The organism is Stenotrophomonas sp. GD04024 (assembly GCF_029837545.1).
Lineage (GTDB): Bacteria > Pseudomonadota > Gammaproteobacteria > Xanthomonadales > Xanthomonadaceae > Stenotrophomonas > Stenotrophomonas forensis.
The window spans coordinates 1-14,240 of record NZ_JAOEDV010000101.1 but is presented as its reverse complement, the minus strand read 5'-3'; the positions used below and the strand labels follow the sequence as shown (position 1 = coordinate 14,240).

Here is a 14,240-nt window from a genome sequence, read left to right as displayed (position 1 = left end):
CAGGGCAGAAGCTGCTACCCGACCTTTGAAGGGCCGGTGCGCCAGCGGCTGGGCACCAGTCCGAAGCGCTTGCGAAAAGCGGCCGCGAAGTTGCTGGGATGGCGATAGCCACTGGCGGCCGCAGCCTGCTCGACGGTCCAGCCGTCTTCGCGCAGGCCTTGTTCGGCGTGGCGCATGCGCTGCTCGTGCAGGTAGTCGAACACCGAGCAGCCGTACTGCTGGGCGAAATGGCGGCGCAGCGAGCTCGGGCTCATGCAGGCCAGCTGGGCCAGTTCAAGCAGGCTGTGGGCGTGGCTGGGATCATCGTGCAGGTAAGCGCGCACACGCTCCAGGCGCTCGCGCTGTCCCGCGCGCAGCGTGCGCACGTGGTCGGTCTGCAGATCCTCGGCCTGCAGGCCGACGGCCAGCAGCTGCAGGGCCACGCCCTCGCGCCACAGCGCATCGATGCCGTCCTGCCAGGGGCTGTCGAACAGCTGGCCCAGCACCGGCAGCAGGGTGTGCGGAATCGCCCAGTGGCGGCACTCCAGGTGGGTGTTGAGCGCAGCATGTAGCTGCGGCAGCTGGAACAGGTCCGGATCGATCTCGGCCGGCACCATCACGCTGACCCCGCGCATGCGCGTCTCGCCTGGGTGTGCGCCGGTCATCTCGACCTGCTCGCGATGGTGCGCGGTCATCGCGGTGCCGGCACGCAGAGTGAAGCCCGCGCGTCGTGGCATGCGGACGTCGACCTGGCCCTGCAGCATTACGCGGATGGCCAGCCCCGGGCTCTGCTGGGCGGTGGCGACGTACGGGAAACGATTATGCACGTCGGACGCGATCAGGCTCATGCCGCCGCGCAGGAACTGCTCGTTGACCTCGCCGTGGCCGGCCCACTGGTCGTCGCGCAGGTGTTCCGGATCGGCGCGGTAATCAAAGCCGTGGCGGTGGCCGAAACGGCGGTAATCGGCAAAAGTGAAGTATCGGGACATTGCTCGGCACGTACGCAGGAGGTGGACGCTGGCTGTGCCTGGCCCATGCGCTCTGCGATGCAGATGCACGTCCGGTGGTGGCCTGTGCAGACCCGCTGCGATGCGGTGGCGACGGCATGCCGGATGGCTGGGGAAACGCCAGATTGGAATGTGTGTGTCGAAGAAACTGGAAACGTTTCCTATTGTCGCCCTGATTCATCTGTATTTGATTTCGAGATGGTCAAAACGATTGATCAATACGGCCAAGTTGATTGCTGCGCAGAACATACGGCGGCGTTTTGCATGCATATCCATACGCAATTCCCTACATAAACTTGAGTTGAGGTTTTATGGGTGGAACGATCGTTCGTGGGCGCACTGTCTGCCGGGTCATCACAGGCAACGTCGTAGCGTGAGGGTTCAACAGCGGCCAGCCGCATCGAAACCCCCACAGATGGAGAATGCAGATGATTGTCTACCAGCTCACCGGCAAGACCGCGATCGTGACCGGAGGTGTATCCGGCATCGGCCTGGCGGTCGCACAGACCCTGGCTGCGTCCGGTGCGCGTATTTCGGTCTGGGATCTGAAACAGGACGCGGTGGATGCGACGGTGGCGCAGCTGCAGGGCAGCGGTGCACAGGCGATCGGCATTGCGCTGGACGTGACCGCTGATGCCGCCGTCGAGGCAGCGGTGCAGCGCACGGTGAAGGAACTGGGCGGCCTGCATGTGGCGGTCAACAATGCCGGCATCGGTGGACCGGCCGCCAGCAGTGGTGACTATCCGATCGATGGCTGGCAGCGCGTCATCGATGTCAACCTGACCAGCGTATTCCTGTGCCAGCGTGCGCAGATCCAGGCGATGCGTGCAGCGGGTTCCGGTGGCAGCATCATCAACATGGCGTCGATCCTGGGCCAGGTGGGCTATGCCGGTTCCACCGCCTATGTCGCGGCCAAGCGCGGCGTGGTCGGGCTGACCCAGACCGCTGCCTGGGAGCACGCGGGCGACGGTATCCGTGTCAATGCGGTCGGTCCGGGGTTCATCAGCACGCCGTTGCTGGAGAAGATGGACCCGAAGGTGCGCGCCACGCTGGAAGGGCGGCACGCGTTGAAGCGGCTGGGCACGGCGGAAGAAGTGGCGGCGCTGGTGGCCTGGCTGGCCAGCGACGACGCCTCGTTCGCAACCGGTGCCTATTACGCGATCGATGGTGGCTACCTGGCGCAGTGATGCGTTGATCACCGATGGCGCCGGGCGCGGCCGGGCGCCACCGGGTGAACGAGCCGTGGTGCTGCCTTCACCCCCGTCCCACGCTGTGCACGCAACGCTGCCGGAAATACCCGGAGGCGGCGATGGAACTCACCCAGGATGTCTCGATCCTGCTGCGCGTAGGCGCGGCGATGCTGTTTGGTGGCGTGCTCGGCGTCGAGCGCGAAATGGGCAAGCACGCTGCCGGCCTGCGCACGCACATGCTGATTGCTGGCGCCGCTGCGCTGATCGTCGGCCTCGGTGATTCGGTGGCCGAGCATTTCCAGCAGGAGCGCTACCGCGACCTGCTGCAGGTCGACCCGGTGCGACTGATTGAAGCGGTGGTGGCCTGCGTCGGTTTCGTTGCGGCCGGCACCATCCTGCGCGGTTCGCGCGAAGACCAGGTCAGCGGGTTGACCACCGCCAGTTCACTGATCATGGCCGCCGCCATCGGCATTGCCGTGGGCATCGGCAAGTACGTGATCGCGATCGGGGTCAGCGTGCTGTGCGTACTGGTGCTGGCGGTGATGCGGCGGTTGGAGAGGCGGATTTCGTAAGGGAATCTCGAGTTGCCGGCCAGCGGCCGGCACTACCATCAGGGTCTATTTGGTCGGACCAATATGGCGCCTAGCCCTATGGTCTAATAGGCGCTTCGCCGGAGTGACGGTTAAATCCGCCCTGAGTGGCTCGATGATTTTGCTTATTGGTACTACCAATAAGTATCGGCCACGGCGACCCACCGCCTGCGGTGGAGCACATCCCGCCCCCAGTCGAGAGCCTTCATGCAGCCCTGGCAACACCTGTACGACCCCGCCGGCAACCTGTGGTTGTCCAGCCTGATCGCGCTGCTGCCGATCGCGTTCTTCTTCATTGCCTTGGCCGTGCTGCGCATGAAGGGCTGGCTGGCCGGTACGATCACCGTGGCCATCGCGCTCGGCGTGGCCCTGCTGTTCTATCGCATGCCGCTGAGCCAGGCGCTGGGTGCGGCCGGCTTCGGCTTCGTCTACGGCCTGTGGCCTATCGCCTGGATCATCATCGGCGCGGTATTCCTCTACAAGGTCTCGGTCAAGACCGGTCAGTTCGACATCATCCGTGCCTCGATCCTGTCGGTGACTGAAGACCAGCGCCTGCAGATGCTGATGGTCGGTTTCGCTTTTGGGGCCTTCCTGGAAGGCGCGGCCGGCTTCGGTGCGCCGGTGGCGATCACTGCGGCGCTGCTGGTCGGGCTGGGCTTCAAGCCGCTGTATGCCGCCGGCCTGTGCCTGATCGTCAACACCGCGCCGGTGGCGTTCGGTGCGATGGGCATTCCGATCATCGTGGCCGGGCAGGTCACCGGCCTGGACGCATTCGAGATCGGCCAGATGGCCGGCCGCCAGCTGCCGTTCCTTACCATCATCGTGCTGTTCTGGATCATGGCGATCATGGATGGCTGGCGCGGCATCAGGGAAACCTGGCCAGCGGTGCTGGTGGCCGGGGGCTCGTTCGCCATCGCGCAGTACCTGACCTCCAACTTCATTGGCCCGGAACTGCCGGACATCACCGCCTCGCTGGCATCGCTGGTGTGCCTGACCCTGTTCCTGCGTCGCTGGAAGCCGGTGCGGATCTTCCGCTTCGATACCGAAACCAGCGCCGAGGCGGCCGCACAGGCGCTGGAGGCGCCGCGCTACAGCGTCGGCCAGATCGCCAAGGCCTGGTCGCCGTTCCTGATCCTCACCGCGATGGTTACGCTGTGGAGCATCAAGCCGTTCAAGTCGCTGTTCGCGGCGGGCGGCCCGCTGGAGAACTGGGTGCTGAAGATCCCGGTGCCGGGCCTGGACCAGATGGTGCAGAAGATGCCACCGATCGTGGACGCGCCGCTCAGCTACGAGGCGATCTACAAGTTCGACTGGTTCTCGGCCACCGGTACCTCGATCATCCTCGCTGCGGTGATCGCCATCATCGCGCTGCGCATGCCGGCCCGTTCGGCGCTGCAGACCTTCGGTGAGACGGTGCGCGAGCTGCGCATGCCGATCTACTCGATCGGCATGGTGCTGGCCTTCGCCTTCATCGCCAACTACTCGGGGCTGTCGGCCACGCTTGCCCTGGCACTGGCACACACCGGTGATGCGTTCCCGTTCTTCTCGCCGTTCCTTGGCTGGCTGGGGGTGTTCCTGACCGGCTCGGACACTTCGTCCAATGCCTTGTTCTCGGCACTGCAGGCCACCACCGCACAGCAGATCGGCGTGTCCGACGTGCTGCTGGTGGCGGCCAACACCACCGGTGGCGTCACCGGCAAGATGATCTCGCCGCAGTCGATTGCCATTGCCTGCGCCGCGGTGGGGCTGGCCGGCAAGGAATCGGACCTGTTCCGCTTCACCGTCAAGCACAGCCTGATCTTCACCACGATGGTCGGCCTGATCACCCTGGCCCAGGCCTACTGGCTGACCTGGATGATTCCCTGAGCCATGCACGGTCGGCCGACCACCCGCTGCGCGCTTCGGGCCACAATGGCGCCATGAGCACGCAACGTATTTCGGACAAGGTGGCTGCGCAGCTGCGCGGCCTGGTGCAGGAACAGCGGCTGCAGCCGGGTGACCGGCTGCCGGCCGAGCGCACCCTGGCGGTGCAGCTGGGGGTCTCGCGTACTGCATTGCGCGAGGCGATCGCACAGTTGGCCAGCCAGGGCCTGTTGACGGCGCGGGTCGGTGGCGGCACCTATGTGGCCGAACCGGCGGCGCGGGCGCGACAGGCACTGGATGAACCGCTGGCGCCGTACCTGCCGCTGTTCCAGGGCGACCCGGAATACCGCTTCGACGTGCTGGAGATCCGCCACGCACTGGAAGGCGCCACCGCCTGGCACGCCGCGCTGCGCGCCACTGACGAGGACCGCACCCGCATCGCGCAGGCGTTCCAGACCATGATGGATGCGCACGGCAAAGACGATCCCACCGGCGAAGCGGAGGCCGACGCGGCCTTCCACCTGTCCATCGCCGAGGCGTCGCACAACCTGGTGCTGCTGCAGGTGATGCGCGGGCTGTTCGAACTGCTGCAGACCAATATCTCGCAGAGCCGCGAGAAGCTCTACACCTCGGCGAGGACCTTCTCGCCACTGTCCGACCAGCACCGCGAGATGATGGACGCGGTGCTGGCCGGCGACCCCGAACGCGCGCGCGCCGCCGCGCATGCCCACCTCGAGTTCGTGCACACCACGCTGCGCACCCTCGATGACAACGAAGCCCGGCGTGCGCGGGCCTCGCGTCTACCTTCCCCACACGGTTGACCCCATGATCATCTCCGCCTCCACCGATTACCGTGCCGCAGCGCAACGCCGGCTGCCGCCGTTCCTGTTCCACTACATCGATGGCGGCGCGTATGCCGAGCACACGCTGAAGCGCAACGTTTCCGACCTGTCCGACATCGCGCTGCGCCAGCGCATCCTGCGCAACATGTCCGACCTGAGCCTGGAAACCGAACTGTTCGGCGAAAAGCTGGCGATGCCGGTGGCGCTGGCGCCGGTTGGCCTGACCGGCATGTATGCCCGGCGCGGCGAAGTGCAGGCGGCGCACGCGGCAGACAGCCGCGGCATCCCGTTCACCCTGTCCACCGTCTCGGTGTGCCCGATCGAGGAAGTGGCACCGGCGATCCAGCGCCCGATGTGGTTCCAGCTGTACGTGCTGCGCGACCGCGGTTTCATGCGCAACGCGCTGGAGCGCGCGCAGGCCGCGGGCGTGACCACGCTGGTGTTCACCGTGGACATGCCGGTACCGGGCGCGCGCTACCGTGACGCACACTCGGGCATGAGCGGACCGAACGCCTCGCTGCGCCGTATCGGCCAGGCCATCACCCATCCGCACTGGGCCTGGGACGTCGGCCTGTTCGGCCGCCCGCATGACCTGGGCAACATCTCCACCTACCGTGGCAACCCGACCGGGCTGGAGGACTACATCGGCTGGCTCGGCAGCAACTTCGATCCCTCCATTTCGTGGAAAGACCTGGAGTGGATCCGCGAATTCTGGAAGGGACCGATGGTGATCAAGGGCATCCTTGATCCGGACGATGCACGTGATGCGGTGAAGTTCGGCGCCGATGGCATCGTGGTCTCCAATCACGGTGGCCGCCAGCTGGACGGCGTGCTGTCCACCGCACGCGCACTGCCGGCCATTGCCGATGCGGTGCAGGGCGACCTGAAGATCCTCGCCGATTCCGGCATCCGCACTGGCCTGGACGTGGTGCGCATGCTGGCGCTGGGGGCCGATACCGTGCTGCTGGGCCGTGCCTTCGTCTATGCACTGGCTGCGCAGGGCGAAGCCGGGGTGGCCAACCTGCTGGACCTGATCGCCAAGGAGATGCGCGTGGCGATGACACTGACCGGTGCGCGCCGCATCGCTGATATCGGCCGCGGTTCGCTGGTCAGCCTGCCATGAGCCACCAGCAGGCGGTGTTGGCGAAGTTGCGCGAAGCGGTCGGCAGCCGCCATGTACTGACCGGTGACAAGGCGACCCGTCGTTTCCGCCGTGGCTACCGCTTCGGCGACGGCCCGGTACTGGCGGTGGTGCGGCCGGGCACGTTGCTGGAACTGTGGCACGTGCTGCAGGCGGCGGTGCAGGGCGGGGCGGCGATCATCCTGCAGGCGGCCAACACCGGCCTGACCGGCGGCTCGACCCCGGATGGCAACGACTACGGGCGTCCGATCGTGCTGGTCAGCACGCTGCGCCTGACCGGCATCCAGTTGTTGAACGACGGCCGGCAGGTGCTGTGCCTGCCGGGCGCGACGCTGGATCGGCTGGAACAGACGCTGGCGCCATTGGGCCGCGAACCGCATTCGGTGATCGGCTCGTCCTGTATCGGCGCCTCGGTGCTGGGCGGGATCTGCAACAACTCCGGTGGCGCGCTGGTGCGTCGCGGCCCGGCCTATACCGAGCTTGCGTTGTACGCGCAGGTCGATGCGCAGGGCCAGCTGCAGCTGGTCAACCATCTGGGCATCGCGTTGGGCGATACGCCCGAGCAGATCCTGCAGCGACTGCAGGAGGGGCGATACAGCGCCGCCGATGTGGGCGATGGAGAGGGCCGCGCCGCCTCCGATCCGCGCTATGCCGAGGAGGTGCGCCGGGTCGATGCCGATACCCCGGCGCGCTTCAATGCCGACCCCAGCCGCCACTTCGAAGCCGCAGGATCTGCCGGCAAGCTGGCCGTGTTCGCGGTGCGCCTGGATACCTTCGAGAAGGAGGCCGCCGAAGTCTTCTAAATCGGCAGCAACCGCACCGACAGCCTGACCGCGATCCGACGCCATCTGCTGACCGGCTTCGAGCGCCTGCCGATTGCCGGTGAGTACATCCACCGCGATGCCTATGACATCGGTGAACGCTACGGCAAGGACAGCTTCCTGCTGATCGACCGTCTCGGCACTGCCCGCGTGCCGGCTGCGTTCGCGCTGAAGAGCCGCGTTGATGGCTGGTTCGAACGGTTGGGCCTGCGCGGGGTCACCGACCGGGTGATGCAGGTGCTGACCGGGTTGCTGCCTTCGCACCTGCCCAAGCGCATGGGCGAGTTCCGCCAGCGCTATGAACATCATCTGCTGCTGAAGGTGTCCGCGCAGGACGCAGCGCAGACCGAGGCCTGGTTGAGCGACTTCTTCGCAGGCCATGAAGGCGGCTATTTCCACTGCACGGCAGAGGAGGGCCGGAAGGCGTTCCTGCATCGCTTCGCGGTGGCCGGTGCCGCAGTGCGCTACCGTGAAGTGCACCGCGAGCAGGTGCAGGATATCGTGGCACTGGACATCGCGCTTCGCCGTGACGATGCCGACTGGTTCGAGCAGCTGCCGGCCGACATCGACAACCGCCTGCTGCACAAGCTGTACTACGGCCACTTCCTGTGCCACGTGTTCCACCAGGATTACATCGCGCGCAGGGGCGAAGACCCGTTGGCCATCGAGCATGCGATGTGGGCGCTGCTGGACCAGCGCGGCGCCGAGTACCCGGCCGAGCACAACGTCGGCCACCTGTACCCGGCCAAGCCGGCGCTGGCCGGGTTCTACCGGCAGCTGGACCCGAGCAACACCTTCAACCCGGGTATCGGCCAGACGTCGAAGGCGAAGGGGTGGGGTGGCTGCGATTGCGGCTAGACAACCGATCCGGGTAGCGTCGAGCTTGCTCGACGGCCTCTTTTGCCGGATTACATGCAGTCGAGCAAGCGCGACGCTACGGGGGAGCGGTTACCATCGGGGTTCCACACGCAGGAGCCACCCCGATGCCCATCACCGTAGCGCGCAGCGTGTTGTGTACCGCATGGCTGGCCACCCCGCTGCTGGTGCTGGCCCAGGGCTCGATCCTGCCGCAGCAGCGCGATACGGCCGGCAACGTGATGGAGCCGCTGGGACAGGTGCTGGACGCGGCAGGGGTGCGTCATTGCACCGCCGATGGCGCATGGTGCGTGCGCGTGCAGCCGGTGGCCCACGATGGCGATCGGCCCACAACACTGGAGGTGTCGGAGCGGGGAATCGCGGAGGGCGACCCGCATGTCTACCACGTCAGCATCGACGTGCCGCAGGAAAGCGAACTGAAGCTGTGGCCATGGATCGTGCGCCTGGCCCCCGGTGTGGGTAGCGATGCGGTGGTGACCGATCCGCAACAGCGCGCCCGCCAGAACGTACTGGTAGGGGGCATCGTCTCCTTCAGCAGCATGTATTCCGGCGGCGGTGCCGATGCGTCCACGTTGCAGTTGGCACGCGTGCGCCACCTGCAGGACGACATCCAGGTGGATGACGATGTACTGACCGTTCCGTGGCAGGGCAATGCGTCGATCCGGGCCTGTTTCAGCGAACAGGATGCGAGGCAACGGGCCGGGGCCTGCCATGATGAGTACAGTTTCTCGGCGAAACTGGGACTGGACCCGGCCGCGCAGGCCATGCCGGTGCTGCGCTACCAGACCGTGGCCACACGATTCCCCGCCGGCGCCTCGCGCTTCGAGGATTCACTGGCCAAGGGCCCGCTGAAGAAAAAGGACCTGCGCACCGAGCAGGACCCGGCGTGCAGCTACACACGTCTGTTCCGCTTCAGCGAAGGAATGTTCCATCCGGACCAGGCGCTGCCGGACTGCGCAGGCTATACCGAACCCTGAGCCCTGTAGAGCCGAGCCTGCGCTCGGCTGGCTTTCCGTGCAGCCTGACCGGAGAGCAGCCGAGCATGGCTCGACTCTACAGAAGCCCGTGTCAGCGCTTACTCGCAGCGTGCGGCGGTGATGATGTTGTCCTTGTCCATGTAGACCCGCAGGCGGTCCTGGCGGATGTCCTTGGTGGTGATGGTGGTCGGGCCGATCGGGTTGACCGGCCCGGCGCCGCTCTCACGCGACAGCCGACGCAGGTTTTCTTCGTTGCCTGGCTGGCCTACCGCCCAGCCCAGCTGACTGGCGTCGCAGCGGCCCGTTCCCTTTACTTCCGGGCCGGGGGTGCTGACACAGGCCGACAGCAGCAGGGGCGCGGCAAGGGCGGCAACGGCGAGACGGGTGATGCTGATTCGGGTCATTGGAACGGCTCCAGGTGGGGCATGATGGCGCCACCATAGCACCGTGCCCATGGCGACGGCATGCGTTGGATCAGGGGCGCGGCGTTCACGGCGGGCCGGGCTGGCCGCGCTTGATCGCTTCCCACACCTTGTCCACGTGCGCGCGCAGCGCCGGCGCAGCCGATGCCAGCGCAGGATCGTCCTGCCGGTCGCCGCCGAAGGGTTCATCGCCTTCCACCTGCACCAGCGATTCACCACGTACTTCGTAATACTGCTCGCCCTGGCGAAGGCCGATGCGCAGCTGCTGCGGGTCTACCCCTCCGCCACAGAAGCTGTGGCTGGCCAGGGTCAGCTCGGCACGGCCATCGTGATCCAGGTCGGTGGCCGTCACCTGGTCCAGGAAATAGCCCGCCTCTAGGTCCAGGCCTTCGCATTGGACCGGATCTTCCTGGATCCAGCGTGACGTCCAGGGCGCCGCCAGGCCAGGACGCCGGAACAGCTCTGCACGCAGCGTGATCTGATCCAATGGTTCCTTGTCTCCCTGCGCCGGCGATGTCTGTTCGCTACGCGAAATCAGCAGCAGGCCCGCGCCGTCGATGTCCTCGAACACCACCTGCCTCAGCAGCGTGCCCGGGTAAAGACCTTTCAGATCTGCGTCGGATAGTGCAGGAGAGGTCTCGAACGTCGCTTTGGGGGCCGACCCGCCACATCCGCCCATGGTCAGCATGAAAGCGATCAAGAGACATTGACCGGGTCTGCGAATGCGTCTTGCGTCAGTGCTCATCCATGCCCGCCACTGGCACTGGCCAGGCTTTTCCAGATGTCCATGACCGTCCGCTCATCGACCCCCGATGTGGAAGTCGCTTCATTGCTGAGAATGAAATTGCTATAGAAGAAGTGGGCATTGGCCACGGGCATGAATGCCACATGACACGTTGAGGTGGCTCGATACAGGGGCGCGTCCCGGTCGTCACAATCCACTTCGGCAGTAAACAGCGTGCGGCCGTTGATGATGATCGGCTTCAGTTCATAGGTAGACATGCCTGAGGTTACCTGCAAGTGCCTCTGAGCATCAGGAGACGCTGTTGCTGCAATGCCGAAATCAGTGATGAACTGCTCGCTGGAGGAGAAACAGAGAAACCCGATGCTCTTGTGCTTTCGCCGGAAGTCAAGGCACTTGGTCTGCGGATAGTTGCGTGCAATCGGACCATCAGCTGTGACTGTAATTCCTCTTGGGGAGCGCACACTGAGTTCGTTGTCCTTTGGCATTGATGAGCAAGCGGGAGCCCAAAAGCAGGAGAGGGCTACCAGTGCTGTAAGCCTGTTTGATAACTGCTTCATGGTGTGCGAATAAGACATGATGTGCCCATAAGAGCGGTTGTAGCTGATCGGAACTGATGCTGTCTGCGTCAGACTCCCATTACCAGTTGCAGTGGCCCGATGCGGGGGGCGTTTCCGTCATCAGCGTCCACTTCGGCAGTAGACAGCCTGCGACCGTTGATGGTGATTGGCGTCATCTCATAGGTCGACACGCCCGAGGCGACTAGTAAGTGCGCTTGAGGATCAGGAGAATTTGCTGTCGCCGTAATGCCGGAAGCGGTGGTGAGCTTCTTGCTGGGGGAAGGGCAGGTAGATCCAACGCTCTCACCAGGTTCTTTGTTCTCTGGCGTGGATACTGTCCCGCTTCCCGCTGCGTGCCGTGAGCACGCAGCGTACTTCGGTCAATCGCCTTGAGCCTGGCAGGCCGCGGCCAGATTCAGGCCTGCAGGTCCACGATACTGTGCTGCCTTGCTATCGAAGGTCAGCCGGATCTTCTCGGTACGGACTGCACCACCGTGGCCCTGCGGGCAATTCCGCGTCGCTTCCAGTTCAGGCCACACGGCATGGGGCATGGCAGGTGCTGACAATGTCGTGAACTTTCCTTCCAGAAGACGGATGTAGGTTCCGTCCTTGCATTGGGCCAGGACCAGCTTGTCGGTCACGTCGATGTCGCCGTAACTGCTGCCGAAGTAGGTCAGGATGGCGTCCTTCCGGCCATCCTTGTTCAGATCCGGTGTGTCGCTCAACGACGTTTTTCCCTGCTGACCGCTGTAGGGGCAGCCTTCATCATCGCCGGGCGGGCAGGCGCTGACGTGCTTTCCTTCCAGCGGCAGCAGTTCGATCCGATCGTCAATGGACACTGCGGCGCAGGCGCGGTCCAGTACATCGGCGACAGGCTGCTTGGCCGCGCAGGAGGTAGCCAGGCAAAGACCGGCCAGCAGCGGCGCGGCGCGAAGGACGTAAGGCATCGTCATATTCCCGTGGTATCGAAATGGAAGGAGCCGCGGCCATCGCGCAAGGCGCCCAACTCATTGTTGAGGGTGTAGTTGCGGCCGTTGCGCCCGGCATAGGTCGGCCAGTTGGCGAGGCGATCCTGCGTGTCGTTGACGGAAAGTGCGTCAGTGAGCAACTGCGCGGTGATCGCCTGCTCGTGTGCGTTGGTCCATTGCGCCGGTGCCGTCGACCAATTCAACTGTGCATGGCCGTTGATGGCACGGGTCAACGAATCTCTGACGCGGGCGCCGGTCACGTGGCCCGGACGGAAGATATGCCACCGAAGCAGGATCGCGACGGATTTCTCCGATGTGTAGATATCGCCCAGCGTGCCGTTGATATGAACGGCACCCACATTGACCGTGATAGGGGCTGAACGGATATCGCGGATACGGAAGCGCACCATATCCCACATCGCCTGCTGGAAGTTCGCGCAGGTGCGACCGATCATGGCCAAGCGATAGAACCAGTGCCAGGTCTTGAAATAGTTTGCTTCCAGGGTCGCCCGGTCGACCATGGGCAGCTGCGCCAGACCGGTGGCCGCCTGTGCAGGTTGCGTCTGTTCGTCGTGATGGCGGATCCAGCCCACGTACTTCCGGCCCGTACGGTCCCAGAGCGGCCCTGTGTTGACGCCTGCCCAGGCCGTCGCCGGATAAAGACCCAGATTCCCGAGATAGCGCTGGTAGTCGGCTTGATTGCGATGCAGGAAGTAGGCCAGGAAGCCAGGCAGCTCGCCATTGTCATAGCCGCCGGCAGGCATCAGGCCCATGGTCCAATGGCACGGGCCGAGAGAGACCAGAGCGTCATCGTAGGCATTGATGCTGTCGAACATGCCCATGCATTCCTGCTCGGCCGTGGCACGCACAACACGATAGGTGGACGCTGCGGCGCCGTTCGGTGTGGCGGCCAGGATTGCCGTGGTGGTCGCTGGACCGATCAAGCGTTCCGGCGTCATTTCCGCTTCGGCCCACGTATGGTTGGGCACTTCGCTCATCGGGCCGCCATAGGTCATGAACCGCGCGTAGCTGCCCAGCGACTGGTACTGATCATCACGGCGACCGTTGGGAAGCGTGTAGTGTCCGGTGAAGTCCCTGCTGAACATCCGGACGCGCGCGACCACCCGGTTGGAGGCATTGCGCACGGTGCCCTGCGTGATCTCGTCGAAGTTCCAGATGTTGACGCCGTTGGTATACGGCGTAGTGCGCTGGTTGTTGCCGGTGGCAACCTGCCATGCCTCGATGACCACCGGGCAACGATAGTTGTTGCGCAACCAGTGTTCCATCGCTGTGCGCGTATTGGCGTTCATCACGCCGCTGATCGGGCCGGTGTAGCGCGATCCGTTGGCGACCCGGTCCAGCGAGGCGACGTGATAGCTTTCCGGTGGATTGGAATTGGGGCGCAGTCCCAGTGCCATCACTTCCGGTGCGGTCAAGCCTGCCTGGGGTTGCCAGCCGTGCAGCCGTCCCTGGTTCAGTTGGGCGGCATTGGCCATGCTGGCATAGATCTGGAACTCTCGTACCGCCCACTCGGTGCCGCGGCCGAATCCGCCATCAGGTGTGCCGACGAACATGAAGCCCAGCGTACGCAGGTCCTGCTGGAGCTGGCGTACGTGCTGCGGGATCGCCAGCGTCGCGCCGCCCTGGTTCTGCGGTGTCTGTGCGTTCGCAGGCGTGGGCGGGGGCGGGTTGTCGACGCCACCCCAGCGAGGCGGCCTGTTGTTCGCAGGCGTGCCATCGTGGTCGCCTCGTCGGAGGTTGTGATTGCCGTAGATCATGCATCCGTCCTAGATGTCGTGGTCTTTGCCCAGCGAGGTGACGCCGGGAAGGCTGGGTGTATTGAGCCCAACCAGCTCACGTGCCTGGTGGAAGCGCTGCATGGCCATGCGGCTGAGCTGGCCGAAGTCGCCGTCGACCGCGCCATCGTAGAATCCAAGGTTCTTCAGGCGCGACTGCAACCCGGTGTGCTCGTCCGTCTGCTTCTGTGCGGCAAGATCGAGTGTCCATTCCCAGGGGTGGTTGTCGGCGCCGAACGGAAACACCTTCAGCTTGGCCTGCTTCGCGCCTTCGGGCATCTCATGCATCAGGCTGCCATCGGAGCCCAGCTCGCCTTCGAAGCGTTGCCCGCCGATGTCCAGTGTGTAGGGTTTGCCGGCCAGTCCTTGCAGCCCGAACTGCTCGACCAGGCGCAGCCCGAACTGCTGCGGTACCAGCTGCGTGCCTCGCGGAAGGTGCTCGGGAATGGCGGGGTTGGTATCGGCC

At 65.0% G+C, this 14,240-nt stretch carries 13 protein-coding genes and 1 pseudogene; 7 read left to right on the top strand and 7 right to left on the bottom strand.

The features are described from left to right. Positions 1-14 precede the first annotated feature (14 nt). Positions 15-968 (bottom strand): AraC family transcriptional regulator, encoded by a 954-nt coding sequence (locus N7590_RS20235; RefSeq protein ID WP_053450050.1) that lies wholly within the window; start codon positions 966-968, stop codon positions 15-17. Positions 969-1,414: 446 nt separating this feature from the next. Here N7590_RS20235 and N7590_RS20230 point away from each other — a divergent pair, with 446 nt between their 5' ends. The 7 genes and pseudogenes from N7590_RS20230 to N7590_RS20200 all read left to right on the top strand — a co-directional run bounded on the left by N7590_RS20230 (position 1,415) and on the right by N7590_RS20200 (position 9,286). After that, positions 1,415-2,173, top strand: a complete 759-nt coding sequence (locus N7590_RS20230) for an SDR family NAD(P)-dependent oxidoreductase (protein ID WP_279935834.1) — start codon at positions 1,415-1,417, stop codon at positions 2,171-2,173. A 122-nt stretch (positions 2,174-2,295) separates the two neighbouring features. Then, a complete protein-coding gene (locus N7590_RS20225) occupies positions 2,296-2,748 on the top strand; it encodes an MgtC/SapB family protein (protein ID WP_008265586.1) in 453 nt (150 codons plus the stop codon). A 225-nt stretch (positions 2,749-2,973) separates the two neighbouring features. After that, positions 2,974-4,632: an L-lactate permease gene (lldP, locus tag N7590_RS20220; RefSeq protein WP_053511737.1), complete on the top strand. Its 1,659-nt coding sequence runs from the start codon at positions 2,974-2,976 to the stop codon at positions 4,630-4,632. Positions 4,633-4,685: 53 nt separating this feature from the next. Beyond that, positions 4,686-5,450: a transcriptional regulator LldR gene (lldR, locus tag N7590_RS20215; protein ID WP_012480578.1), complete on the top strand. Its 765-nt coding sequence runs from the start codon at positions 4,686-4,688 to the stop codon at positions 5,448-5,450. Positions 5,451-5,454: 4 nt separating this feature from the next. Beyond that, a complete protein-coding gene (gene lldD / locus N7590_RS20210) occupies positions 5,455-6,594 on the top strand; it encodes an FMN-dependent L-lactate dehydrogenase LldD (protein ID WP_053511736.1) in 1,140 nt (379 codons plus the stop codon). Continuing rightward, a pseudogene (dld, locus tag N7590_RS20205) lies at positions 6,591-8,291 on the top strand (D-lactate dehydrogenase). Before lldD ends, dld begins: the two are co-directional and overlap by 4 nt. A gap of 125 nt (positions 8,292-8,416) precedes the next feature. Next, positions 8,417-9,286 carry a hypothetical protein gene (locus tag N7590_RS20200; RefSeq protein ID WP_164242579.1) on the top strand — a complete coding sequence of 290 codons (870 nt, stop codon included), beginning with the start codon at positions 8,417-8,419 and terminating at the stop codon, positions 9,284-9,286. A gap of 98 nt (positions 9,287-9,384) precedes the next feature. Here N7590_RS20200 and N7590_RS20195 read toward each other — a convergent pair whose 3' ends face one another. The 6 genes from N7590_RS20195 to N7590_RS20170 form a co-directional block, all read right to left on the bottom strand. Further along, positions 9,385-9,681: an I78 family peptidase inhibitor gene (locus N7590_RS20195; RefSeq protein ID WP_345781943.1), complete on the bottom strand. Its 297-nt coding sequence runs from the start codon at positions 9,679-9,681 to the stop codon at positions 9,385-9,387. A gap of 94 nt (positions 9,682-9,775) precedes the next feature. Next, the gene (locus tag N7590_RS20190; protein WP_164242580.1) at positions 9,776-10,453 is read right to left on the bottom strand and encodes a hypothetical protein; all 678 of its coding nucleotides are present in this window, start codon (positions 10,451-10,453) and stop codon (positions 9,776-9,778) included. Further along, the gene (locus N7590_RS20185) at positions 10,450-11,028 is read right to left on the bottom strand and encodes a hypothetical protein (protein ID WP_154582928.1); all 579 of its coding nucleotides are present in this window, start codon (positions 11,026-11,028) and stop codon (positions 10,450-10,452) included. The genes N7590_RS20190 and N7590_RS20185 overlap by 4 nt, the downstream gene beginning before the upstream one ends. 362 nt (positions 11,029-11,390) lie before the next feature. Then, complete coding sequence (locus N7590_RS20180) at positions 11,391-11,957, bottom strand: hypothetical protein (RefSeq protein WP_053511731.1); 567 nt, start codon at positions 11,955-11,957, stop codon at positions 11,391-11,393. 2 nt (positions 11,958-11,959) lie between these two features. After that, on the bottom strand, positions 11,960-13,756 hold the full coding sequence (locus N7590_RS20175) for a peptidoglycan-binding protein (RefSeq protein ID WP_053450041.1): 1,797 nt from the start codon (positions 13,754-13,756) through the stop codon (positions 11,960-11,962). Between the two features lie 9 nt (positions 13,757-13,765). Next, on the bottom strand, positions 13,766-14,240 hold a 475-nt coding region (locus N7590_RS20170), incomplete at its 5' end, for a peptidoglycan-binding domain-containing protein (protein ID WP_279935831.1).